At 60.2% G+C, this 23,800-nt stretch carries 23 protein-coding genes, 1 tRNA gene and 1 pseudogene; all 25 read left to right on the top strand.

Annotated features, from left to right (window positions below):
• The first annotated feature begins 5 nt into the window (after positions 1–5).
• The 25 genes and pseudogenes from fabG to ABJ99_RS00185 all read left to right on the top strand — a co-directional run bounded on the left by fabG (position 6) and on the right by ABJ99_RS00185 (position 23,722).
• The gene (gene fabG / locus ABJ99_RS00305; protein ID WP_007253395.1) at positions 6–749 is read left to right on the top strand and encodes a 3-oxoacyl-ACP reductase FabG; all 744 of its coding nucleotides are present in this window, start codon (positions 6–8) and stop codon (positions 747–749) included.
• Between the two features lie 191 nt (positions 750–940).
• Positions 941–1,183 carry an acyl carrier protein gene (gene acpP / locus ABJ99_RS00300; RefSeq protein ID WP_054084114.1) on the top strand — a complete coding sequence of 81 codons (243 nt, stop codon included), beginning with the start codon at positions 941–943 and terminating at the stop codon, positions 1,181–1,183.
• A 113-nt stretch (positions 1,184–1,296) separates the two neighbouring features.
• On the top strand, positions 1,297–2,541 hold the full coding sequence (gene fabF / locus ABJ99_RS00295) for a beta-ketoacyl-ACP synthase II (RefSeq protein ID WP_054084113.1): 1,245 nt from the start codon (positions 1,297–1,299) through the stop codon (positions 2,539–2,541).
• Positions 2,541–3,356 carry an aminodeoxychorismate lyase gene (pabC, locus tag ABJ99_RS00290; protein ID WP_054084112.1) on the top strand — a complete coding sequence of 272 codons (816 nt, stop codon included), beginning with the start codon at positions 2,541–2,543 and terminating at the stop codon, positions 3,354–3,356. Before fabF ends, pabC begins: the two co-directional genes overlap by 1 nt.
• Positions 3,357–3,359: 3 nt before the next feature.
• Positions 3,360–4,481 carry an endolytic transglycosylase MltG gene (mltG, locus tag ABJ99_RS00285; RefSeq protein WP_054084111.1) on the top strand — a complete coding sequence of 374 codons (1,122 nt, stop codon included), beginning with the start codon at positions 3,360–3,362 and terminating at the stop codon, positions 4,479–4,481.
• 19 nt (positions 4,482–4,500) lie between these two features.
• Complete coding sequence (gene tmk, locus ABJ99_RS00280; RefSeq protein WP_054084110.1) at positions 4,501–5,133, top strand: dTMP kinase; 633 nt, start codon at positions 4,501–4,503, stop codon at positions 5,131–5,133.
• Positions 5,126–6,112 (top strand): DNA polymerase III subunit delta', encoded by a 987-nt coding sequence (locus tag ABJ99_RS00275; protein ID WP_054084109.1) that lies wholly within the window; start codon positions 5,126–5,128, stop codon positions 6,110–6,112. Before tmk ends, ABJ99_RS00275 begins: the two co-directional genes overlap by 8 nt.
• A gap of 50 nt (positions 6,113–6,162) precedes the next feature.
• Entirely contained in the window at positions 6,163–6,519 is a 357-nt protein-coding gene (locus ABJ99_RS00270; protein ID WP_054084108.1) for a PilZ domain-containing protein, read from the top strand.
• Positions 6,520–6,533: 14 nt separating this feature from the next.
• Positions 6,534–7,319, top strand: a complete 786-nt coding sequence (locus ABJ99_RS00265; protein ID WP_054084107.1) for a TatD family hydrolase — start codon at positions 6,534–6,536, stop codon at positions 7,317–7,319.
• A gap of 397 nt (positions 7,320–7,716) precedes the next feature.
• Positions 7,717–8,366 (top strand): annotated as a pseudogene (locus ABJ99_RS00260) (LysE family translocator).
• A 76-nt stretch (positions 8,367–8,442) separates the two neighbouring features.
• Positions 8,443–9,105 (top strand): TetR/AcrR family transcriptional regulator, encoded by a 663-nt coding sequence (locus ABJ99_RS00255; RefSeq protein WP_054084106.1) that lies wholly within the window; start codon positions 8,443–8,445, stop codon positions 9,103–9,105.
• Between the two features lie 123 nt (positions 9,106–9,228).
• A complete protein-coding gene (locus ABJ99_RS00250; RefSeq protein WP_054084152.1) occupies positions 9,229–9,831 on the top strand; it encodes a DUF4823 domain-containing protein in 603 nt (200 codons plus the stop codon).
• A gap of 42 nt (positions 9,832–9,873) precedes the next feature.
• The gene (locus tag ABJ99_RS00245; RefSeq protein ID WP_054084105.1) at positions 9,874–10,434 is read left to right on the top strand and encodes a DUF1285 domain-containing protein; all 561 of its coding nucleotides are present in this window, start codon (positions 9,874–9,876) and stop codon (positions 10,432–10,434) included.
• 85 nt (positions 10,435–10,519) lie between these two features.
• Complete coding sequence (locus tag ABJ99_RS00240) at positions 10,520–11,533, top strand: aspartate-semialdehyde dehydrogenase (RefSeq protein ID WP_054084104.1); 1,014 nt, start codon at positions 10,520–10,522, stop codon at positions 11,531–11,533.
• A 109-nt stretch (positions 11,534–11,642) separates the two neighbouring features.
• Entirely contained in the window at positions 11,643–14,456 is a 2,814-nt protein-coding gene (locus ABJ99_RS00235) for a FimV/HubP family polar landmark protein (protein WP_054084103.1), read from the top strand.
• 146 nt (positions 14,457–14,602) lie between these two features.
• Positions 14,603–15,427: a tRNA pseudouridine(38-40) synthase TruA gene (truA, locus tag ABJ99_RS00230; RefSeq protein WP_054084102.1), complete on the top strand. Its 825-nt coding sequence runs from the start codon at positions 14,603–14,605 to the stop codon at positions 15,425–15,427.
• 61 nt (positions 15,428–15,488) lie between these two features.
• The gene (locus ABJ99_RS00225; RefSeq protein ID WP_054084101.1) at positions 15,489–16,109 is read left to right on the top strand and encodes a phosphoribosylanthranilate isomerase; all 621 of its coding nucleotides are present in this window, start codon (positions 15,489–15,491) and stop codon (positions 16,107–16,109) included.
• A 248-nt stretch (positions 16,110–16,357) separates the two neighbouring features.
• Positions 16,358–17,278: an acetyl-CoA carboxylase, carboxyltransferase subunit beta gene (accD, locus tag ABJ99_RS00220; protein WP_007253377.1), complete on the top strand. Its 921-nt coding sequence runs from the start codon at positions 16,358–16,360 to the stop codon at positions 17,276–17,278.
• Complete coding sequence (gene folC / locus ABJ99_RS00215) at positions 17,275–18,579, top strand: bifunctional tetrahydrofolate synthase/dihydrofolate synthase (RefSeq protein WP_054084100.1); 1,305 nt, start codon at positions 17,275–17,277, stop codon at positions 18,577–18,579. The genes accD and folC overlap by 4 nt, the downstream gene beginning before the upstream one ends.
• Complete coding sequence (locus ABJ99_RS00210) at positions 18,563–19,237, top strand: SPOR domain-containing protein (RefSeq protein WP_054084099.1); 675 nt, start codon at positions 18,563–18,565, stop codon at positions 19,235–19,237. Before folC ends, ABJ99_RS00210 begins: the two co-directional genes overlap by 17 nt.
• 118 nt (positions 19,238–19,355) lie before the next feature.
• Positions 19,356–19,943, top strand: a complete 588-nt coding sequence (locus tag ABJ99_RS00205) for a CvpA family protein (protein ID WP_007253374.1) — start codon at positions 19,356–19,358, stop codon at positions 19,941–19,943.
• A 10-nt stretch (positions 19,944–19,953) separates the two neighbouring features.
• Positions 19,954–21,462, top strand: a complete 1,509-nt coding sequence (gene purF / locus ABJ99_RS00200; RefSeq protein WP_054084098.1) for an amidophosphoribosyltransferase — start codon at positions 19,954–19,956, stop codon at positions 21,460–21,462.
• A gap of 20 nt (positions 21,463–21,482) precedes the next feature.
• Positions 21,483–22,694 (top strand): O-succinylhomoserine sulfhydrylase, encoded by a 1,212-nt coding sequence (locus tag ABJ99_RS00195; RefSeq protein ID WP_007253372.1) that lies wholly within the window; start codon positions 21,483–21,485, stop codon positions 22,692–22,694.
• An 8-nt stretch (positions 22,695–22,702) separates the two neighbouring features.
• Complete coding sequence (locus tag ABJ99_RS00190; RefSeq protein ID WP_054084097.1) at positions 22,703–23,497, top strand: SDR family oxidoreductase; 795 nt, start codon at positions 22,703–22,705, stop codon at positions 23,495–23,497.
• Between the two features lie 149 nt (positions 23,498–23,646).
• A tRNA-Val gene (locus ABJ99_RS00185) sits at positions 23,647–23,722 on the top strand.
• The last annotated feature ends 78 nt before the right edge of the window (positions 23,723–23,800 follow it).

Raw genomic sequence — 23,800 nt, 5'->3', positions numbered from 1 at the left:
ACTGCATGAGCCTTCAAGGTAAAGTTGCACTGGTGACCGGTGCCAGCCGTGGTATTGGCCAGGCCATTGCCCTGGAACTGGGACGCAACGGTGCTGTTGTCGTGGGTACTGCGACTTCCGAGTCCGGCGCCGAGCGCATCAGCGCGACGTTCAAGGAAAACGGCATCGAAGGCTTTGGCCTGATGCTCGATGTGTGCGACGCCGCATCGGTCAATTCGGTGCTGTCGACCATTCAGGAACGTGTCGGTGCGCCGTTGATTCTCGTCAATAATGCCGGTATCACTCGTGATAACCTGATGATGCGCATGAAAGATGACGAATGGTATGACGTGGTCAACACCAATCTGAACAGCCTTTTCCGTCTTTCGAAAGGTGTTCTGCGGGGCATGACCAAGGCTCGCTGGGGGCGTATCATCAGCATTGGTTCGGTTGTGGGTGCCATGGGCAACGCCGGTCAAGTAAACTATGCTTCCGCGAAAGCCGGGCTGGAAGGTTTCAGCCGGGCCCTGGCCCGAGAAGTGGGTTCGCGTGCGGTGACCGTGAATTCGGTGGCACCGGGTTTCATCGATACTGATATGACACGTGAGTTGCCAGAGGCTCAGCGAGAGTCCCTGATAACCCAGATTCCCCTGGGTCGTCTGGGGCAGGCTGAAGAGATCGCTCATGTGGTCGCTTTTCTTGCTTCAGAAGGCGCAGGTTACGTTACGGGGGCGACAATTCCCGTCAACGGCGGCATGTACATGAGCTGATGTGACGAACTGTTTCAAAAAAATGTCATACGAGCTGTCTAAAATCCGTTATAAAGCTGCAATCTATGAATGGGCAAAGGTACGGTTGGGCATAAGAGAGGAGCGTTTAGCTTGAAATTCGCAAAACCTCTTCTATACACTTACCCGCTGGCCAGATGCCTGAACATTTCCACTAGGAGTTAAAACTAGGTATGAGCACCACATCCATCGAAGAGCGCGTCAAGAAAATCGTTGCCGAGCAACTTGGCGTCAAGCAAGACGAGGTTGTCAACACTGCTTCTTTCGTTGAAGACCTGGGCGCTGACTCCCTGGACACCGTTGAGCTGGTGATGGCTCTGGAAGAGGAATTCGAGACCGAAATCCCTGACGAAGAAGCGGAAAAGATCACGACCGTTCAAGCAGCCATCGATTACGTCACTGCCCATCAGGCATAAGATTTGTAATCGCACCTGCTGTCACGGGAAAACCGCACTGCTTTAACCGGCGTGCGGTTTTTTCTTTAAAAAACGCTGTGATTGTTCCGTTAACAAGAGAGAAGGAGAGTCCTGTGTCGCGTAGACGCGTCGTGGTCACCGGGATGGGCATGCTTTCGCCACTGGGCACTGATGTGCACAGCAGTTGGCAAGGTATTCTGGCGGGCCGCAGTGGCATTGGCCTTATCGAGCACACGGACTTGTCAGCCTTCACGACCCGTTTCGGCGGTTCGGTCAAGGGATTCAACGTCGAAGAGTACCTGGCGCCCAAAGAGGCACGCCGGCTCGATCTCTTTATTCAGTATGGCCTGGCGGCCAGCTTTCAGGCGGTGCGTAACGCTGGCCTTGAAGTCACGGATGCAAACCGCGAGCGCATCGGCGTTGCAATGGGTTCGGGCATCGGTGGGCTGACCAACATCGAAAACAGCAGCCGTCTGCTGCACGAGCAGGGTCCGGGACGGATTTCTCCGTTCTTCGTACCAGGCTCGATCATCAACATGATTTCCGGTTTTCTGTCCATCCATCTGGGTGCACAGGGGCCTAACTACGCCATCGCGACAGCCTGTACCACGGCTACGCACTGTATCGGCATGGCGGCACGCAACATTGCCTATGACGAGGCTGACGTGATGATCGCGGGCGGTGCCGAAATGGCAGCTTGTGGTCTGGGTCTTGGCGGCTTTGGCGCAGCGCGTGCGCTGTCCACCCGCAACGACGATCCGGCGCGCGCCAGTCGCCCGTGGGACAAGGGCCGTGACGGCTTCGTCCTGTCCGACGGGGCTGGCGCCATGGTCCTCGAAGAACTCGAGCACGCCAAGGCGCGTGGCGCGACGATCTACGCCGAACTGGTCGGCTTCGGCATGAGCGGCGATGCTTACCACATGACGTCGCCGCCGGATGACGGTGCCGGTGCCGCGCGTTGTATCGTAAACGCATTGCGCGATGCCAAAGTCAATCCCGAGCAGGTGCAGTACATCAATGCGCACGGCACTTCGACGCTGGCGGGCGATCTGGCGGAGGCCTCGGCCATCAAGTCGGTATTTGGCGATCACGCCTACAAGCTGGCAGTCAGCTCGACCAAGTCGATGACCGGTCACCTGCTGGGTGCTGCCGGTGCTGTCGAAGCGATCTTCAGCGTGCTGGCAATGGTCGACAAGGTCGCGCCACCGACCATCAACCTGGACGAACCGGACGAAGGCTGTGACCTGGACTTCGTACCGCATGAAGCGCGCCAGATGCCGATCGATGTCGTGCTGTCGAACTCCTTCGGGTTCGGTGGCACCAATGGCTCGCTGGTGTTCCGCCGGTTCGCCGAGTAATGCCCAGTTGGGTTGATGGCTCTCCTGCAGACACCCTGTCTGTAAAGGATCGCGGGCTGGCCTACGGTGACGGACTGTTTGAAACCATCGCCGTCAGGGCCGGGCAGCCGGTGCTTCTGGAGCGGCACCTGCAGCGTCTCGAGCGCGGGTGCCAACAACTGAAGATCACTGTCGACCCTGTGCAGGTTCGTGCTGAAATGACCCGCTTTGCCGCTGAACTGGGTGAGGGGGTCATGAAGCTGCTGGTCACCCGTGGCGACAGCCAGCGCGGTTATGCGCCAGCTCCTGATACACACTCGCGTCGGATCCTCCAGGGCAGCCCGGCACCCGCTTATCCCGCTACCCATGCCGAACAGGGTGTTCGCCTGTTTGCCTGCCAGACCCGTCTTGCCGAGCAGCCGCTGCTGGCAGGGCTCAAGCACCTGAATCGTCTGGAGCAAGTGATGGCGCGTTCCGAATGGAGCGACAGCGATCATGCCGAAGGGCTGATGCGTGACACGTCTGGTCGTCTGATCGAAGGGGTCTACAGCAATCTGTTTCTGGTCACTCATGGCCGTTTGCTGACTGCCGACCTCAGCCGTTGCGGGGTGGCAGGCGTCATGCGCGCCGAGCTGCTGGATCAGGCACCCGCTCTGGGTATGGCGGTCGACATTCGTGACGTGCATCTCTCCGATCTTGAAGCAGCGGATGAGGTGTTTTTGTGCAATAGCGTTTATGGCGTCTGGCCAGTTCGCGGCTTTGCGGCACTGAACTGGCCGGTTGGTCCGTTGACCCGTAAACTGCAAGGCATCGCTCGCGCCCTTCTGGATATCTGATTCGTGATCCGAAAACTATTGCTGTTGCTGGAAACCGGCATTGTAGTTGCTGGCCTGCTGCTCGGCTTTGCGTTCTGGCAGCAGAACGAAGCCTTGAATCAGCCGCTTGAAGTGGCTCAGGAGCAGTTGCTGGACGTACCGGCCGGCTCGACGCCAACCAGCGTGCTCAATCGTCTGCAGGCCGATGGCGTGATCAAGGACGCTTTCTGGCTGCGCCTCTACTGGCGTTTCAATCTGGCCAGCCAGCCGCTGCACAGCGGTGAGTACCGCATGGTGCCAGGCATGAACGTAAAAGGCCTGTTCGACGTCTGGAAACGCAAGGAAGTCGTGCAATACAGCCTGACACTGGTCGAAGGCTGGAATTTTCGCCAGGTTCGCGCCGCCCTGGCCAAACAGGCCAAGCTCGAACAGACCCTGACAGGCCTGTCCGACAGCGACCTGATGGCAAAAATCGGCCATCCCGATGTCTTTCCCGAAGGCCGCTTCTTCCCTGACACTTATCGTTACGTGCGCGGGATGAGTGATGTCGAGCTGCTCAAACAGGCCTACAGCCGTCTGGAAGAGGTGCTGGATGAAGAGTGGAATGCCAGGTCGCCAGAGGCGCCGTACTCCAATCCTTATCAGGCGCTGATCATGGCCTCGCTGGTTGAAAAGGAGACCGGCGTGCCACAGGAGCGTGGCCAGATTGCCGGCGTCTTCGTGCGTCGCCTGAAACTGGGCATGCAGTTGCAGACCGACCCGACCGTGATTTACGGCATGGGTGAGCGCTACAACGGCAAGCTGACCCGGGCCAATCTCAAAGAAGCCACGCCGTACAATACCTACGTGATCGCCGGTATGCCGCCGACACCGATTTCACTGGTAGGGCGCGAAGCGATTCATGCCGCGCTCAATCCGGTGGCCGGCAGCAGTCTGTATTTCGTCGCCAAGGGGGACGGCAGTCACGTATTTTCCGACGATCTGGACGCGCATAATGCAGCCGTGCGCGAGTATCAGCTCAAGCGCCGCGCTGATTATCGATCCAGCCCGGCGGCTGCGCCTACGCCCGACGCCGAGGCGACGCCTGCAGAACAACCACCCGCGACTGCCCCGGATGCCCAGCCGTCCGAGCCGAATGCAGAATGATGACGATTAAGGATTGCCTGTGACTGGCCTGTTTATAACCCTCGAAGGCCCGGAAGGTGCTGGCAAAAGTACCAACCGCGACTACCTTGCCGCCAGGTTGCGTGCGCAGGGCGTTAAGGTCTTGCTGACCCGCGAACCGGGCGGCACGCCGCTGGCCGAGCGTGTCCGCGAGCTGTTGCTGGCCCCGAGTGACGAAGCCATGAGCGCCGACACCGAGCTGCTGCTGGTATTCGCAGCCCGTGCGCAACACTTGGCCGAGGTCATTCGTCCGGCGCTGGCGCGTGGCGAAGTGGTGCTGTGTGACCGTTTTACCGATGCCACTTACGCCTATCAGGGCGGCGGACGTGGTTTGCCCCGCGAGCGCATTGTCGCGCTGGAGCAATTCGTTCAGGGCGATCTGCGCCCCGACCTGACGCTGGTCTTTGATCTGCCGGTGGAAATCGGACTGTCGCGGGCTGCAGCGAGGGGCCGTCTGGATCGCTTCGAGCAGGAAGGGCGAGCTTTTTTCGACGCCGTTCGCACAACCTATCTGGACCGCGCCAGGGCCGAGCCTGCGCGTTATCGTCTGGTGGATGCCTCGCAGACCCTGGCACAAGTCCAGGCGTCGCTCGACACGTTGCTGCCTCAGTTGCTGGAGCTGCAACGTGGCTGAAGCCTACCCGTGGCAGGCGTCGCTCTGGGAGCAAATGGCCGGTCGTGCCCAGCATGCCCACGCCTATCTTTTGCATGGCCCGGCCGGTATCGGCAAGCGCGCGCTGGCCGAGCGGTTGATGGCCAGTCTGCTGTGCAAGACGCCCGCCGGGCTGGACGCCTGCGGTCAGTGCAAGTCTTGCCTGTTGCTGCTGGCGGGCAGCCATCCGGACAATTACGTGCTGGAGCCGGAAGAGGCTGACAAGCCGATCAAGGTCGATCAAGTCCGCGATCTGGTCAGTTTCGTGGTGCAGACCGCGCAAATGGGCGGTCGCAAGGTCGTGCTCGTCGAGCCGGTGGAGGCCATGAACGTCAATGCGGCTAACGCCTTGCTGAAAAGTCTTGAAGAACCGTCGGGCAACACCGTGCTGTTGCTTGTCAGCCATCAGCCGAGCCGCCTGCTGCCGACCGTCAAAAGCCGTTGCGTGCAGCAGGCCTGCCCGCTGCCCGGTGAGCAGATGAGCCTGGATTGGTTGGGCAGTGCCTTGCCTGACTGCACGGCGGAGGAGCGCATCGAATTATTGACCCTGGCCGCCGGTTCGCCGCTGGCCGCGGTTTCATTGCACGCCCAGGGTGTTCGCGAGCAGCGCGCGCTGGTGGTTGACGGCGTCAAAAAGCTTCTCAAACAGCAGCAGTCGGCAACCCAGCTGGCTGAAGGCTGGAAAGACATTCCGCTATTGTTGCTGTTCGACTGGTTCTGCGACTGGTCGCATTTGACTCTGCGCTATCAGATGACCCAGGACGAAGAGGGCCTTGGTTTGCCTGACATGCGCAAGGTGGTGCAGTATCTGGCGCAGAAATCCTCTCGCGGCAAGGTGCTGGAGATTCAGGACTGGATACTCGCGCAACGACAGAAAGTCATGTCCAAGGCCAATCTCAATCGGGTCTTGCTGCTTGAAGCGCTGCTGGTGCAGTGGGCAGGGCTGCCAGGACAGGCGTAGACTCCGTTTTAACCCGACTGTGCATTATTCGGAAACGCTGAGGTGTTGTGATGAGTGAGCCGTTGAACCCAGGTCCACGTAATGGCATCTTGTCCCTGACTATCAAGGACAAGTCTGTGCTATACGCGGCCTATATGCCATTCATCAGAAACGGCGGGCTGTTCATTCCCACCAGCAAAAGCTACAAGCTGGGCGATGAGGTGTTCATGCTGCTCAATCTGATGGACGAACCCGAGAAGGTTCCCGTCGCTGGTCGCGTGACCTGGATCACGCCGAAGGGCGCACAGGGCAACCGGACTGCCGGTGTCGGTGTGCAATTCAATGACGGCGACAACACCGCACGCAACCTGATCGAAACCCACCTGGTCGGCGCTCTCAAGTCCGATCGTCCCACCCATACGATGTAGTTGTAGTGTTGCCCATGCTTGTAGATTCCCACTGCCACCTTGATCGTCTTGACCTTACCCAGCACGATGGCTCTCTGGACGCAGCGCTTGAAGCCGCGCGGGGCCGGGGCGTCGGGCATTTTCTGTGCATCGGCGTCAGCGCCGACAATGCGGGCGCAGTCAAGGCAGTCGCTGAGCGCTATGCTGACGTCGATTGCTCGGTAGGCATTCATCCGCTTGACGTCAAACCCGGCGAGATGCCGCCGCTGGACTGGTTGCTCAAGGAACTGGATCACCCGCGTGTGGTGGCGATTGGCGAGACCGGTCTGGATTACCACTATGAGCCAGAAGCGGCCGAATTGCAGCAGGCGTCGTTCCGGGTGCATCTGGAGGCCGCCAGAATCACCGAAAAGCCGGTGATCATCCACACCCGGGGCGCGCGCGCCGATACTCTGAGCCTTTTGCGTGAAGCAGCCTTGCCCCGCGCAGGCGTGCTGCATTGTTTCACCGAAGACTGGGACATGGCCAAGGCAGCGCTGGACATGGGCTACTACATCTCGTTGTCCGGCATCGTGACCTTCCGCAACGCCGACGCCTTGCGTGACGTGGCCCGGCAGGTACCTGCCGACCGCCTGTTGGTCGAAACCGACTCGCCGTATCTCGCGCCCATTCCTTATCGAGGCAAACCGAATCTGCCGCAGTATGTGCGCGAGGTGGCCGAGTTTCTGGCGATGTTGCGCGGCGAGTCTTACGAGCGATTCGCAGAGCAGACTACCGCCAACTTTGCCCGTTTGTTTCCGCTCGCCCATTTGAAGCACTAGGGTCTGTTCCCGTTTCATCGCGGCTCGCGATGAAACGGGAACAGACCCTAGGCCGCAACCGTCAAATCACAGGCAAAAAAAACCCGGATTCTGGGGGGGTGAAGCCGGGTTAAGACCATTAGGAGTAAAACAAAGGCACTCCATCCGTTGGTACCCTTACGGGCGCGTCATTTGGGGGAATGAGGCACCAGCGCCTTAAGTATTGCCCAGGATGGCGTCTCGTCCAGTGTCTTCTGTTCGTTTTTTAAACAGTTTTGGAATACTAAAACGCTTCTTGAGTCCTCTATAAGCTGATGAAAGCGAGGGCAACGCTGCGCGATGGTAAAAACATCAAGGATTCCGGGCGCATAGCCATTTCAGATGTGCGACGGTCATTTGAATCGGGTCGAGGTTGCGGGTGGAATTTTCCAACGGTTTTTTGCTGAGTCTGTCGTTGTGTCTGGATATCGGTCTGGCCAATATCGCGATGATCACGCTGTCCATGCAGCGCGGGTTCTCCAAAGGCCTGTGGCTGGGGCTCGGAACCTGCGTCGGTGATCTGGCCTACGCGATTCTGGCAATGCTCGGCATGGCCGTGCTACTTCAGTATGAAACGGTTCGCTTTGTGCTCTGGCTGGGTGGCACGGCGGTGCTGGCGTACTTTTGCTTCAAGATGGTGATGAGTGCGACCACCGTCAGCACCGGCATTGCCGGTCAGGATGCTCAATCGGGCGAGTCGGCGCCGAAGCTGTTTCTGCGCGGTATCTTTCTGGCGATGTCCTCGCCCAGCGCCATTCTCTGGTTCGCCGCAGTCGGCGGTGCGCTGATTGCCCGGCAAGGCTCGGATCTGGCCACTGCATCGACCTTTCTGGCGGGCTTCCTCGTGCAGGCGTTGTCTGGTCGATCTCCATCTGTGCACTGGCCCACCAAGGTGGGCGCTTCATGGGCGAGCGGATATTGCGCTGGTCCTACATCGCGTCAGCGCTGATATTCGCGTATTTCACGCTGTATGTGGTGATCAGCGGATACATGGAGTTTGTCGCTGCCGTTCCGGTGCAGGTCGACTAATTCTGATGAGCCGTGCAATTTAGCGCCGAATGGGCATAATAGCCCGCTTCGATTTCGATCTCTGACAGACCTTCTCATGCAGAAAGAACCTCGTAAGGTCCGTGAATTTCGCCGCCGTGAGCAGGAAATTCTCGACACCGCGCTAAAGCTGTTCCTGGAGCAAGGCGAAGACAGCGTCACCGTCGAGATGATCGCGGACGCCGTCGGCATTGGCAAAGGCACTATTTACAAGCACTTCAAGTCCAAGGCGGAAATCTACCTGCGCCTGATGCTCGACTACGAGCGGGATTTGAACGAGCTGCTGCACTCTGCCGATGTCGACAAGGACAAAGAGGCGCTGTCGCGTGCCTACTTCGAGTTCCGCATGCGTGATCCGCAGCGCTACCGCTTGTTCGACCGCCTGGAAGAGAAGGTGGTCAAGGGTAATCAGGTGCCCGAGCTGGTCGAGGAGCTGCACAAGATCCGCGCATCCAACTTCGAACACCTCACCTTGCTGATCAAGGGGCGCATCACCGAAGGCAAACTCGAAGATGTCCCGCCTTATTACCACTACTGCGCAGCCTGGGCGCTGGTGCACGGCGCGGTCGCGCTCTACCACTCGCCGTTCTGGAGCAATGTGCTGGAAGATCAGGAAGGTTTCTTCAACTTCCTCATGGACATCGGCGTGCGTATGGGCAACAAGCGCAAGCGCGACAGTGAGACCCCTGTCGAAATCAAGCCTGATCCCGCCGGCACGTAACCCACCAGGCCGGCCTTTAGCTTTTGGCTCGAGGCTTTTGCTGCCGCCGCGCCGGAGATGGCGCGGAAGCTGCATCCGACGACCATTCGCCGGTTTTCCGTCACCGGCATCTGGGAGGGGATAATGCGTAGCCTGGTTCTGCTGCTCGCGCTGTTGGCGCTGAATGGCTGCATGAAAGTCAGTGATATGGGTGAAGGCGTTCGCGAGCAATTCAGCGATGCAGGTCTGCTCGACCATAGCAGCACCCGTCGTACCGCCAATTGGCGTGTACAGCCTGACTCATTCATTTACATCGCCCAAGGCGCTTTCGTACCTCCCGGCAAAGCCTACCCGCGTCCCAACGTCGTTGCCGAAGAAGCCTTCAAAGGCTTCGTCGAGTACTTCCCGATGGTCCGCCGTGCGCCAGCGCCGATGGGGCTGGATGACGCAATGACCGAGGCGCGCAGCGCTGGCGCGCATTATCTGCTTTACACCCGTTTTGCCCGGGCCGATGACCGGATCAGCAACTGGGATCAATGGTCCGATCAGGAAGCGGTTGATCGCCTGGGCGTCGACAGTGGTGTGATTCAACTGATGTTGATCGAGACCAGCACGCGCTACCTCATCGACAGCGCCCGCATTCGCAGCCGTGGCGGATTGCTGACGCTTTACGATACCAACCCCGAAGATTTGCTAGGTCCGCCTCTTGAAGACTACGCTCGTACTCTACTGGGGGTCGAGCGCTAGAAACATCTGGCGTCGAGCCTTGAGAAATCTCAGGAGAGTGGAGTGACTGATTCAAGCAAGGCGGGCGATCTTTTTGCGCAGATTCCCAAAACCAAGGGGTTGCCGCCTGTTCATCTGTGGAATCCGGATTTCTGTGGCGATATCGATATGCGTATCGCCCGCGACGGCACCTGGTATTACCAGGGCACGCCGATCGGGCGCAAGCCGATGGTGCGGCTGTTCTCTACCATCATGCGGCGCGATGGTGACGATTACTTTCTGATCACGCCGGTCGAAAAGGTCGGCATCAAGGTGGATGACGCGCCGTTCGTGGCGGTCAGTCTCGATGTGCAGGGCGAGGGCGAGGGACAGGTACTGCGTTTCCTGACCAACGTCGAGGATCAAACCGAAGCCGGGCCGCAGCATCCGCTGCGGGTCGTGACGGACCCTGAGACTCAGGAGCCTGCGCCTTACGTTCTGGTGCGCAACAATCTTGAAGCGTTGATCCACCGCAACGTGTTCTATCAACTGGTCGAACTCGCGATGGCCCGCGAGATCGACGGGCAGCGCTGGTTGGGCGTCTGGAGTCACGGAATGTTTTTCAAGATCGGTCTGGAGCCTTGAAATGCCCCGTGGTTGGCGCGCTTGAATTGCCTGCGGGCACTGCCGCGGTTAAAGTGCCGCTCCCTGATTTTCCTGAGGTTTTTGCATGAGCCAGTCCTTTGATATCGCCGTAGTCGGCGCAACCGGAACTGTCGGCGAAACCCTTGTCCAGGTTCTGGAGGAGCGCGATTTTCCTGTCGGCAATCTGCACCTGCTGGCGAGCATCGAGTCCGCCGGTCACTCCGTGCCGTTCCGGGGCAAGAATGTACGCGTGCGTGAAGTCGACGAGTTCGATTTCAGTAAAGTCCGCCTGGCATTTTTTGCCGCCGGCCCGGCGATCAGCCGCAGTTATGCAGAAAAAGCCGTGGCGGCGGGCTGTTCGGTCGTCGACCTGGCAGGCGCGTTCCCGGCCGGGCAAGCGGCCAATATCGTGCCGGAGATCAACGCAGCGTTGTTGAGCGCAAGCGGCGCTGGTGCGCATCTGGTCGCCAGCCCCAGCGCGGCGGCTACTGCGGTCGCCCTGGCGCTGGCCCCGTTGCGCGCCATGCTCGACCTGCACAGTGTATCGGTCACGGCGTGTCTGGCTGTATCGGCATTGGGGCGCGAGGGGGTGAGCGAGCTGGCGCGGCAGACCACTGAACTGCTCAACGTACGCCCGCTGGAAACCCGTTTCTTCGATCGTCAGATGGCCTTTAACGTGCTGGCTCAGGTCGGTACGCCCGACGATTCCGGTCACTTGCCGCTGGAACGACGCCTGGTGGATGAGCTGCGCGAATTGATGGGACAGCCATCGCTCAAGGTTTCCGCTACCTGCATTCAAGTGCCGGTGTTCTTCGGCGACAGTTTCACCGTTGCGTTGCGCACCACGGGGCCGGTCGATCTGGCTGCAGTCAATGCCGCGCTCGAGGCAGCACCCGGTCTGGAGCTGGTCGATGCGGGCGATTACCCGACGCCGGTTGGCGATGCGGTAGGCCAGGATGTGGTGTATGTCGGTCGTGTCCGGGGCGGAATCGATGACCCCGAGCAACTCAATCTGTGGCTGACGTCAGACAATGTGCGCAAAGGCGCGGCGCTCAATGCTGTGCAGGTTGGCGAATTGTTGATAAAAGGCTATGTGTAAAAGATACTTGGCAATAATTTGAACAATTGTTTTAGCGGCGACACGCCTTACACCCAAATGCAGGACTACCTCCCCGGATGTCGGGGAATCTTTAAACAAGGGATGGGCTATGGTTCAGGTTCGTAAACTGGTATTAGCAATCGCTGCGGCTTCAGCGCTGTCATCGGGTATGGCGCAGGCGCTGGGGCTCGGGGAATTGTCGGTCAAGTCGACCCTGAATCAGCCATTGGTAGCGGAAATCGAGTTGACCGAAGCGCAGGGGCTCAACGCGACGCAAGTCGTGCCCAGCCTGGCAACTACAGCCGACTTCGCTCAGGCGGGTGTCACGCGTCAGGCATTTCTCAACGACCTCACGTTTACCCCGGTGATCAACGCCAGCGGCAAGAGTGTCTTGCGGATCACCTCCAGCAAGCCGGTGCGCGAGCCCTACGTTAAGTTTCTGGTTCAGGTGCTGTGGCCGAATGGGCGCTTGCTGCGTGAGTACAGCCTGTTGCTCGATCCGCCGAAGTTTTCGCCAGAGGCGGCCGCCGCTGCGGCGGCACCTGCTCCTGCGCCCGCTGCCGCTCCCGCAGCACCTGCCCAATTGGCAGCGGTAGCGCCACCGGTCGAGGCTGCAGCACCTGAAGCACCTGCTCCGGCAGCGCCTTCAGGCGCAACCGCACTGCCGCCGCCCACCGCAGATAAACCGGCGCAATACGTCACTGCCAATAACGACACCTTGTGGGAAATTGCCGCGAAGGTGCGTACTGCCGGAACAGTCCAGCAAACCATGCTGGCGATTCAGGCGCTGAACCCGGATGCATTTATCGGCGGCAACATCAACCGTCTGAAGAAAGGCCAGGTGCTGCGCTTGCCGACGCCTCAGCAGACCACTGCATTGCCGCAACCGCAGGCAGTTACCGAAGTTTCCCGCCAGTACACCGAGTGGCGCGGCGGCCGTCGTTCGCCCGCGACCGGCACACGGCAAGTCGACGCGACCCGCCGTGATCGTGCAGGTGCAGCGCCGTCACGGGTCGAAACCCCGGACAACCTCAGTCTGGTGTCGGCCAGCGGTAAACCCGCAGCCAAAGGTGCGGCGGGTGACAGCGATCTCGGTAACAAGCTGGCTGTCGCTCAGGAAGCACTCGATACCACGCGTCGTGACAATGCCGAGCTGAAAAGCCGCATGAACGACCTGCAAAGCCAGCTCGACAAGTTGCAGCGGTTGATCGAGCTGAAAAACGGTCAGTTGGCCCAAATGCAGGCCGCTGGTGTAGCCGTGCCGCCTGCTGCTGCGACGCCTGACGCAACGACGCCAGCAAACGCGGCGGTACCTGCTTCGCTGGTCGATGCCAATGGCGCCCCGGTCAAACCGGCAGGTGAGGTCGCTCCCGAAGATGCCTTGCCGGCAGGTGCCGCTCAGGTTGCGACGCCTGCGGCAGATCAGCCGTTGGCCGTCGAGCCGGTTGCAGTACCTGAAGAAGATGATTCGCTGCAGAAGATCCTCGATAACCCGGTTCTGCTGGGGCTCATCGGTGGCGCAGTGTTGCTGATTCTGGCCTTGCTGCTGTTGTTTCTCGCCCGTCGTCGCGCGGCAAAAGCCGAAGCCGAGAAACACAAGCGCATGGCGCGGGCGCTGGCTGAAGAGTCCGATTTCGTCTCCGATATGGATCTGGATACGCCGCAGGCCAGTTTCGACGGGCTTGATGTGTCGCCGCCGAATGTCCGCATGGGGGCTGCCGGTGCGGCAGCCGCAGCAGCAGCGACGCGTGAGCGTCAGGCTGATCCGCTGGTGCAGGCCGAGATTCATATCGCTTACGGGCGCATGAATCAGGCGGTCGAGTTGCTTGAGGAAGCGGTGCAGGAAGATCCGAAGCGCGATGACATTCGCCTCAAGCTGATGGAAATCTACGCTGAACAGGGCAATAACAAAGCCTACGCCGCTCACGAGCGCAAGCTGGTGGCTGCGGGAAAGCCTGAAGCTGAGGTCGAGCAGCTAGAAGAACGTCACTCGACCCCGAAGCCTGCGGCGCCACTGGCTTCTGAACCTGTCTCGACGCCATCGGCGGCGCCTGCCGTCGCGGCTGCGGCTGCAGCGGCCAGTGCTGCGGCGTTGGCTGCCGAGCTTGATGCCAAATACGTCGAAGAGTTGCTGGCGGACAACGATAATCCCGACGAGCCTGCGGAACAGGCCGCTGTGCCTGCGCCAGAGCCGGTCGTGACGTCAGAGCCGGATGAGTTCGATCATGATTTTGACCTGAGCCTGGATGAGTTCGAAGAAGCATCCACGCCTGAAGTCTCGACCATGAACGATCTTGATGACCTGACGCTCGACGAGCCAAAACCCGACACGCCGCAAGCAGCTGCTGTGCCCGACGACGAAGCGCTGACATTCGAGTCGATCATGCAACAGCAGGAAGAGGCCCGCGCCGCAGCATCGACTGAAGAGCTGGCCGACTTCGATCTGGATCTTTCCGAAGAAGACCCGGCATTGAAGAACGAAGACGACTTCTTGCTGGGCCTTGGCGACGATTCGCTTGATCTGGGCAAGACCACGCCACCGCCGGTCAGTGACGATCTGGAACTGCCGGAAGATTTCGACCTGTCGCTGGCTGACGAGATTGAAACCGATCAGGCAAGTCAGGCGTTCGCCAGCGAAATCGATGACGTCAATGCCGAGCTGGACCGTCTTGCGCAAAACCTTGAGCATCCGCCGCTCGATGAGCCAAGGTTTACTGCCGAGGACGCAGCAGCACTGGATGACGAGCCCGACTTCGATTTCATGTCCGGTACTGACGAGGCGGCGACCAAGCTTGATCTGGCACGCGCCTACATTGACATGGGCGATGCCGACGGGGCGCGGGATATTCTCGACGAAGTGGTCACCGAGGGCGATGACGGTCAGAAGACCGAAGCGCGGGAGATGCTTTCGCGCCTGGTCTGACTCAAGCCTGCCAACCTGCCAACGGCCGCTTATGCGGCCGTTGGCCTTTCACCTGGCGTGTTTTTTCTGCGACCGTATAATGGCCGACTTTTCGCGAACCGACAGGCTCTTCCACATTGGCGAACATAGATAACCCGGCTGCCGAGATGGCGGCTGAGGGCTTTTCCCGAATCGCGCTGGGCGTGGAGTACAAGGGCTCGCGCTATTGCGGCTGGCAACGGCAGGCGTCCGGTGTGCTGACCGTGCAGGAAACCCTCGAAGACGCGCTTTCGAAAGTGGCTGCGTCGCCCGTCTCGCTGATGTGTGCCGGGCGTACCGACGCGGGCGTGCATGCCTGCGGGCAGGTGGTGCATTTCGATACTCAGGCAGAGCGCTCACTGAAAGCCTGGGTCATGGGCGCAAATATCAACCTGCCGCATGACATCAGCGTGAGCTGGGCGCGGGTCATGCCCGCGACCTTTCATGCGCGCTTCAAGGCCATCGCCCGTCGCTACCGCTATGTGATTTACAACGATCAGATCCGTCCGGCGCATCTGAATCAGGAAATCACCTGGAATCATCGTCCGCTGGACGTGGAGCGGATGGCGCAGGCCGCCACGCATCTGGTGGGGACTCATGACTTCAGCGCCTTTCGCGCCGGTCAGTGCCAGGCCAAGTCGCCGGTCAAACAATTGCATCACCTGCGCGTGACTCGTCACGGCAAGATGATTGTGATCGACGTGCGCGCCAATGCCTTTCTGCACCACATGGTGCGCAATATCGCTGGCGTTCTGATGACCATTGGTGCGGGTGAAAGGCCGGTCGAATGGGCGCGTGAGGTACTGGAGAGCAAGGTGCGGCGTACTGGCGGCGTGACGGCCCATCCTTACGGGCTGTATCTGGTTCAGGTGGAGTATCGCGACGAGTTTCCGCTGCCGGACCGCTACATTGGTCCGCACTTTCTTACAGGCTTTGCAGAACTTGACGGCTGACGACCTGAACAGCATTTGCTAACATCCGGGACTTTCCGCAAGGACTGAGGTTTTCCACCATATGTCAGCCGTTCGCAGCAAGATCTGCGGGATTACCCGCATAGAAGATGCTCTGGCCGCCGTCGAGGCGGGAGCTGACGCCATTGGCCTGGTGTTTTACCCCAGAAGCCCGCGCGCGGTGACGATCCAGCAGGCGCGCGCGATCATTGCGGCCTTGCCGCCGTTCGTGACCACCGTCGGCCTGTTCGTCAATGCCAGTCGCTGCGAGCTCAACGAAACGCTGGAGGCTGTCGCGCTGGATCTGCTGCAGTTTCATGGCGATGAAACGCCAGAAGAATGTGACGGTTATCATCGCCCTTACATCAAGGCCTTGCGGGTCAAGGCGGGTGACGACATTGCCCTGGCCTGCCGCGCCTATCGCAATGCGCGGGGTGTGCTGCTCGACACCTACGTCGAAGGCGTCCCTGGCGGCACTGGCGAAACCTTTGACTGGGCGCTGATTCCGGACGATCTGGACAAGCCGGTCATTCTGGCGGGCGGGCTGACCTCGGCCAACGTGGCTCAGGCCATTGCTCAGGTCCGGCCCTATGCGGTGGACGTCAGCGGCGGAGTGGAAAAGAGCAAGGGTATCAAGGATCGCGAAAAGATCCTGGCGTTCATGAGCGCGGTGCAGGGCGTCTGATGTGACGGTTGCGCTTCGGCCGCCGTCCATAAGCCTGTTCCCGACGCTACAGATGCGGGTCGAATCAAGTAGGCGAGGGTGCCAGTGTGCACCGTCGTTGTTATGAAAACCGGGCTGAAGGGTGTGCAGGTCAGGCCATGGGTCGCCCGCTGCCCCTTCATCATCGTCCATAAGAATTTACCCGAGGGCATGCGACTGACGTGTGATTGTCAGCCGTTCGAGCCACACCGGTACTGGAGAGATAAAGCATGAGCAACTGGTTGGTAGACAAACTGATCCCATCGATCATGCGTTCCGAGGTCAAGAAAAGCTCGGTTCCTGAAGGTCTTTGGCACAAATGCCCATCCTGCGAAGCGGTGCTCTATCGCCCTGAACTGGAAAAGACCCTGGACGTCTGCCCCAAGTGCAACCACCACATGCGTATCGGCGCGCGCGCGCGTCTGAACATCTTTCTCGATGTCGAAGGTCGTGCCGAACTGGGCGCTGACCTGGAGCCGGTCGATCGTCTGAAATTTCGTGACGGCAAGAAATACAAGGACCGCCTGACCGCAGCCCAGAAGCAGACCGGCGAGAAAGACGCGCTGATCTCGATGAGCGGCACCCTGCTCGGCATGCCGGTGGTCGCAGCGGCGTTCGAGTTCTCTTTCATGGGCGGTTCGATGGGCGCCATTGTCGGCGAGCGTTTCGTACGTGCCGCCAACTACGCACTGGAAAATCGCTGCCCGATGATCTGTTTCGCTGCATCCGGTGGTGCGCGCATGCAGGAAGCCCTGATCTCGCTGATGCAAATGGCCAAGACTTCCGCAGTGCTGGCGCGTCTTCGCGAAGAGGGGCTGCCATTCATTTCCGTGCTCACCGATCCGGTCTACGGCGGCGTCTCTGCGAGTCTGGCGATGCTGGGTGACGTTATCGTTGCCGAGCCCAAGGCGCTGATCGGTTTCGCCGGTCCTCGCGTCATCGAACAGACCGTTCGCGAGAAGCTGCCTGAAGGCTTCCAGCGCAGCGAATTCCTGCTGGATCATGGCGCCATCGACATGATCATCGCACGCAGCGAGCTTCGTCCACGTCTGGGCAACCTGTTGGCACAGATGATGAACCTGCCTACGCCGCGCTTCGTTGCGCCTGTCATCGAGCCGATCGTCGTACCGCCAGCTCCGGCCTCGATATGACCCCTGCAACCCTGGGCGACTGGCTCGCCTATCTGGAGCAACTGCATCCGTCGGCCATCGACATGGGGCTGGATCGCTTGCGACAGGTAGCGCAACAGTTGGGCCTGACCAGGCCTGCACCCAGGGTCATCACTGTCACCGGCACCAATGGCAAAGGCTCGACCTGCGCTTTTATCGCCGCGTTGCTGCAAGCCCAAGGGCTGAAAACCGGGGTTTACAGCTCGCCGCATCTGGTTCGCTACAACGAGCGGGTAAAGGTTCAGGGTGTCGAAGCGACCGATACCGAGTTGTGCGAAGCCTTTGCAGCTGTCGAGGCAGCGCGTGATGGCGTCACCCTGACGTATTTCGAAATGGGCACGCTGGCAGCCTTCTGGCTATTCGAGCAGGCTCAGCTTGACGCCGTGGTACTGGAAGTTGGCCTGGGTGGCCGTCTGGACGCGGTGAACCTGATTGACGCGGATTTCGCGCTGGTGACCAGCATCGGTGTCGATCATTCCGAGTGGCTGGGCGATAGCCGCGAATCGGTTGCGTTCGAAAAAGCCGGTATTTTTCGGTCTGCACGCCCCGCGCTGTGCGGTGATCCGGCTCCACCCGCGCCGCTGCTGGAGAAAGCCCGTGAACTGGGCTGCCCGCTATTGCTGCGCGGCGCGGATTTCGACCTGACCGTGGGTCCGGACAGCTGGGCCTGGCGCGGCGTTGCGCATGGCGAACAGGTTGAGCTGCGGGGTCTGCCGTTGCTCGACTTGCCCATGCAGAATGCTGCGCTGGCCCTCCAGTTGTATGCCCTGTTGGGCTATCCGCTGGAGTCCGCCGCGCTTGGGCAAGTGCTGGCCCGCACGCGGCTTGCCGGGCGGCTTGATCGCCGCATCGTCCACTGGCAGGGCAAGCGCCTCAATCTGCTTCTGGACGTGGGCCACAATCCGCATGCCGCGCAGTTTCTGCACCAGCGTCTGACGCAGCTCCCGGTTGTCGGCAAGCGCTACGCCGTGTTCGGTCTGCTGAGTGACAAGGACCTTACAGGCGTGGTCGCTCCCCTGGTGCCCGTCATCGACGAATGGGCCGTCACGCCGCTGCCTACTCCGCGCAGCAGGCCTGCCGAAGAGTTGCAGGCGGCTTTGCAGAACCTTGGCGCTTGCGTGACGTCCTATCAGAGTATTGCGCTGGCATTGGAGGCTCAGTGCGCGCACGCCACAGCCGATGATGAAATTCTGCTGTTCGGATCTTTTTACTGTGTTGCCGAGGCCCTTGAATGGCTGGCCCTGCACACCGACGAGGAAGCTGCAAATGGCTTTGCTGGATAACGTAGTCAAGCAGCGGATGGTTGGAGCGCTGGTGTTGATCGCTGTGGCGGTCATCTTTCTGCCCATGCTTTTTACGCGTGAAGATGAAACGCGTCACGTGCAGGTCGAAGCGCCTTCGGCACCTCAGGCTCCGGCGACGTCACAGGTGCGCGTCGATCCTGTTCCTGTCCCGGAACCGCAGGTATTGCCTCAGGAACCGGTTCCCGGCGACGACACGGCGAGCAATCAACCACCCGCGATGCCGATCGCCCCGGCACCCTACCAGGCGACACCCGCCCAGTCAGCGCCGCCTGTAGCTTCGGCACCCGCACAGAAACCGGTGGTCAAGCCCGCACCGGCAGCAGCGCCGTCTGCTCCGGCGCCCGCACCGGCCGCTCCCGCCAAGCCTGCCGCACCGGCTGGCGTTGATGCCAACGGCCTGTCGATCAGTTGGTCGGTGCAGTTGGCGAGCATGTCCAATCGCGCCAATGCCGATAACCTGCAAAAAACCTTGCGCACTCAGGGCTACAATGCCTACATCCGTACATCTGATGGCGTGAACCGGGTGTTCGTCGGGCCGTTGATCGAACGTGCCGAGGCCGATCGTCTGCGTGATCAGCTGGACAAGCAGCAGAAGCTCAAAGGTATTGTCGTGCGCTTTCAGCCCGAGCGTGGCTGACCGTCCGGCGCCTCGTGCGGCTGCAGTGAAGTAAAATGCCTTTCGCCGGTAATCGCTGCTTACCGGCAGGCGGGCGCTCTGCTAAAATGCGCCGCCTTATCTGTCTGCAGGCTGCAACGTGCCATTTACTCCGGTTGACTGGGCAATTCTGGGAATTGTCGCCATCTCCGCCCTGATCAGTCTGAAACGCGGCTTCGTCAAAGAAGCACTGTCGTTGACGACGTGGATCATTGCAGGTGTAGTAGCCTGGATGTTTGGCGCGGGGCTGTCGCAGTATCTGGTCAATTACATAGAAACACCTTCGGCCCGCGTCATCGCGAGCTGCACCATCCTTTTCGTCGCCACCTTGCTGGTGGGCGCCATGGTCAACTTTCTTATTGGCGAACTGATTCGCGTCACCGGGCTTTCCGGGACCGATCGTTTTCTCGGCATGGTCTTCGGCGCAGCGCGCGGAGGTCTGCTTGTCGTTGTAGCGGTGGGGCTGTTGAGCCTCGGGCCGGTGCAACAGGATCAATGGTGGCAGCAGTCGAGGCTGGTGCCGCAATTTCTCATGGTCGCTGACTGGTCGAAAAACCTGATTCTCGGGATGTCCAGCAAGTGGCTTGCCAGCGGCATCAGCGTACCCGCTGATTTGCCGTTCAAGGAACAGATCCTGCCGTCTACACCACCGCAGGATGTGTTCGGTAAATCCAGTTCCACTAAGTAGGGGTTGTGGCATGTGTGGCATCGTCGGTATCGTCGGCAAGTCGAACGTCAATCAGGCGCTGTATGACGCGCTTACCGTCCTCCAGCACCGCGGCCAGGACGCTGCCGGTATCGTAACCAGCCATGACGGCCGGTTATTTCTGCGCAAGGACAACGGGCTGGTGCGTGATGTGTTTCATCAACGCCATATGCAGCGTCTGGTCGGGCACATGGGCATCGGCCATGTGCGTTATCCCACTGCGGGCAGTTCGACTTCGGCCGAAGCCCAGCCGTTTTACGTCAACTCGCCTTACGGCATCACGTTGGCGCACAACGGCAATCTGACCAACGTCGAGCAACTGGCCAAGGAGATTTACGAATCCGACCTGCGCCATGTGAACACCAATTCCGATTCGGAAGTGCTGCTTAACGTCTTCGCCCACGAACTTGCCGTGCGCGGCAAATTGCAGCCGACCGAAGAGGACATCTTCGCCGCCGTGACCGACGTGCACCATCGCTGCCGTGGCGGTTATGCCGTTGTAGCGATGATCACCGGTTATGGCATCGTCGGCTTCCGCGATCCGGACGCCATCCGTCCCATCGTGTTCGGCCAGCGTCACACCGACGAGGGCGTCGAGTACATGATCGCCTCGGAAAGCGTCTCGCTGGACGTGCTGGGTTTTACCCTGATCCGCGATCTGGCACCGGGCGAAGCGGTTTACATCACGGAAGACGGCAAGCTGTTTACCCGTCAGTGCGCTGCCAACCCGAAATACGCGCCGTGCATCTTCGAGCACGTCTATCTGGCGCGTCCGGATTCGATCATCGACGGCATCTCTGTCTATAAAGCGCGCCTGCGCATGGGCGAGAAGCTGGCCGACAAGATCCTGCGCGAGCGTCCGGATCACGACATCGACGTGGTCATCCCGATTCCGGACACCAGCCGCACCGCTGCACTTGAGCTGGCCAATCACCTCGGCGTCAAGTTCCGCGAAGGGTTCGTCAAAAACCGTTACATCGGCCGTACCTTCATCATGCCGGGTCAGGCTGCGCGCAAGAAATCCGTGCGTCAGAAGCTCAACGCCATCGAGCTGGAATTCCGCGGTAAAAACGTCATGCTGGTGGATGACTCGATCGTTCGCGGCACCACCTGCAAGCAGATCATTCAGATGGCCCGCGAAGCCGGTGCCAAGAATGTCTACTTCTGCTCGGCTGCCCCGGCAGTGCGTTACCCCAACGTCTACGGCATCGATATGCCGAGTGCGCACGAGTTGATCGCTCACAACCGTTCCACTCAGGACGTGGCCGACCTCATCGGTGCCGACTGGCTGGTCTATCAGGATCTGAACGACCTGATCGAGGCAGTCAGCGGTAGCAAGAAAATCAAGATCGACAACTTTGATTGCTCGGTCTTCGACGGCAAGTATGTGACGGGCGATATCGACGAGCACTACCTGAACCGGATCGAGCATGCGCGTAACGACGCTTCCAAGGTCAAGACCCAGGCAGTGAGCGCGATCATCGATCTGTACAACAACTAATCGGACAAGGAGTGGGCGGCATGACTCAGGAATGGGATGCAGGTCGGCTGGACAGCGACCTTGAAGGCGTGGGTTTCGATACCCTCGCCGTACGTGCCGGGCAGCACCGCACACCGGAAGGTGAACATGGCGACCCCATGTTCTTCACTTCCAGCTACGTGTTCCGCACGGCTGCCGATGCTGCCGCGCGGTTTGCCGGCGAGGTGCCGGGCAACGTCTACTCGCGTTACACCAATCCGACCGTGCGCTCCTTCGAAGAGCGTATTGCTGCGCTTGAGGGCGCCGAGCAGGCGGTCGCCACGGCCACCGGCATGGCCGCGACGCTGGCCGTGGTCATGAGCCTGTGCAGTGCGGGAGACCACGTGCTGGTGTCGCGCAGTGTGTTTGGTTCGACCATCAGCCTGTTCGACAAGTATTTCAAGCGGTTCGGCATCGAGGTGGATTACGTTCCACTGGCTGATCTGGGCGGCTGGGACGCGGCGATCAAGTCCAACACGAAAATGTTGTTCGTCGAATCGCCGTCCAACCCGCTGGCCGAGCTGGTGGACATCGCCGGTCTGGCCGAGATCGCGCATGCCAAGGGCACGATGCTGATCGTCGATAACTGCTTTTGCACGCCGGCCTTGCAGCAGCCGCTGCTGCTGGGTGCCGACATCGTCGTGCATTCGGCGACCAAGTTCATCGACGGCCAGGGGCGTTGCATGGGCGGTGTGGTTGCCGGTCGCAGCGAGCAGATGAAAGAAGTGGTCGGTTTCCTGCGCACAGCCGGGCCGACGCTGAGCCCGTTCAATGCCTGGATCTTCCTTAAAGGCCTCGAAACCCTGAACCTGCGCATGCGCGCTCATTGCGCCAATGCACAGGCACTGGCCGAGTGGCTGGAGCAGCAGGACGGTATCGAAAAGGTCCACTACGCCGGGCTCAAGAGCCATCCGCAGCACGAGCTGGCCCAGCGTCAGCAAAAGGGCTTCGGTGCGGTCGTGAGCTTTGAGGTCAAGGGTGGCAAGGACGGCGCATGGCGCTTTATCGATGCTACACGCCTGATCTCGATCACCGCCAATCTGGGCGACAGCAAAACCACTATCACCCACCCGAGCACCACTTCGCATGGCCGTCTGGCGCCGCAAGAGCGTGAAGCGGCCGGGATTCGTGACAGCCTGATCCGCGTGGCGGTAGGCCTTGAAGACGTCGCTGACCTTCAGGCTGACCTTGCGCGTGGCCTGGCTGCGTTGTGAGTGACCCGATGAGCGCAGAAGCAGGTCAGGAGTGGGCGCTGAAATTTGCGGGCACCCACAATGGTCGCGTTGCGCTGGTGACCGGTGCCGCTCGCGGCATCGGTCTGGGCATTGCCGCCTGGCTGATTGCCGAGGGCTGGCAAGTGGTCCTGACCGATCTGGATCGTGCCCGGGGTGCGAAGGTTGCAACTGTGCTGGGTGAAAATGCCTTGTTCATCGGCATGGACGTTGCCAGTGAAGAGCAGGTGGCGCAAGGCGTAGCCGAAGTGCTCAGGAAGTTCGGGCGGCTGGATGCGCTGGTGTGCAACGCGGCGGTTGCCGATCCGCACAACACCACGCTGGAAAGCCTGGAACTGTCGCACTGGAATCGGGTGCTGGCGGTCAATCTGAGTGGTCCGATGCTGCTGGCCAAGCACTGCGCGCCTTACTTGCGTGCGCATTGCGGCAGTATCGTCAACCTGACGTCCACGCGTGCCAGGCAGTCCGAGCCAGATACAGAAGCTTATGCGGCCAGCAAGGGCGGTCTGACGGCCCTGACGCATGCATTGGCAATCAGTCTCGGGCCTGAGATTCGGGTCAACGCGGTCAGCCCTGGCTGGATCGACGCGCGCGATCCTTCTCTGCGTCGCGCCGAGCCGCTTTCCGAGACCGATCACGCCCAGCACCCTGCGGGCAGGGTCGGGACGGTGGAAGACGTTGCGGCAATGGTGGCCTGGTTGCTGTCGCGCAATGCAGGTTTTGTCACCGGCCAGGAATTCGTTGTCGACGGCGGGATGACCAGAAAGATGGTGTATGCCGAGTAGTTTCCGGCGATGGGTCGATATTGGCTCTGTGCGGTGCTTTTGATGTGTGGTAAGGGATTTTCGATTGAGGCGGTTTTTTAAAAAACTTCAATCAGGCTATTGACTTAGGTTCGTTAGGTGCGTAAATTTCGCGGCCTCAACGAAGCAAAGGGTGATTAGCTCAGCTGGGAGAGCAGCTGCCTTACAAGCAGCGGGTCGGCGGTTCGATCCCGTCATCACCCACCATCGTTGAGTTTGAAAGCTGAAGTAGGAGGGCTTTCAAATGCAGCAAACAGCACACAATGCGCAGCGGTAGTTCAGTCG

The organism is Pseudomonas syringae pv. cilantro (genome assembly GCF_001293775.1).
Lineage (GTDB): Bacteria > Pseudomonadota > Gammaproteobacteria > Pseudomonadales > Pseudomonadaceae > Aquipseudomonas > Aquipseudomonas syringae_P.
This window is presented reverse-complemented; position numbering and strand designations above follow the sequence as displayed.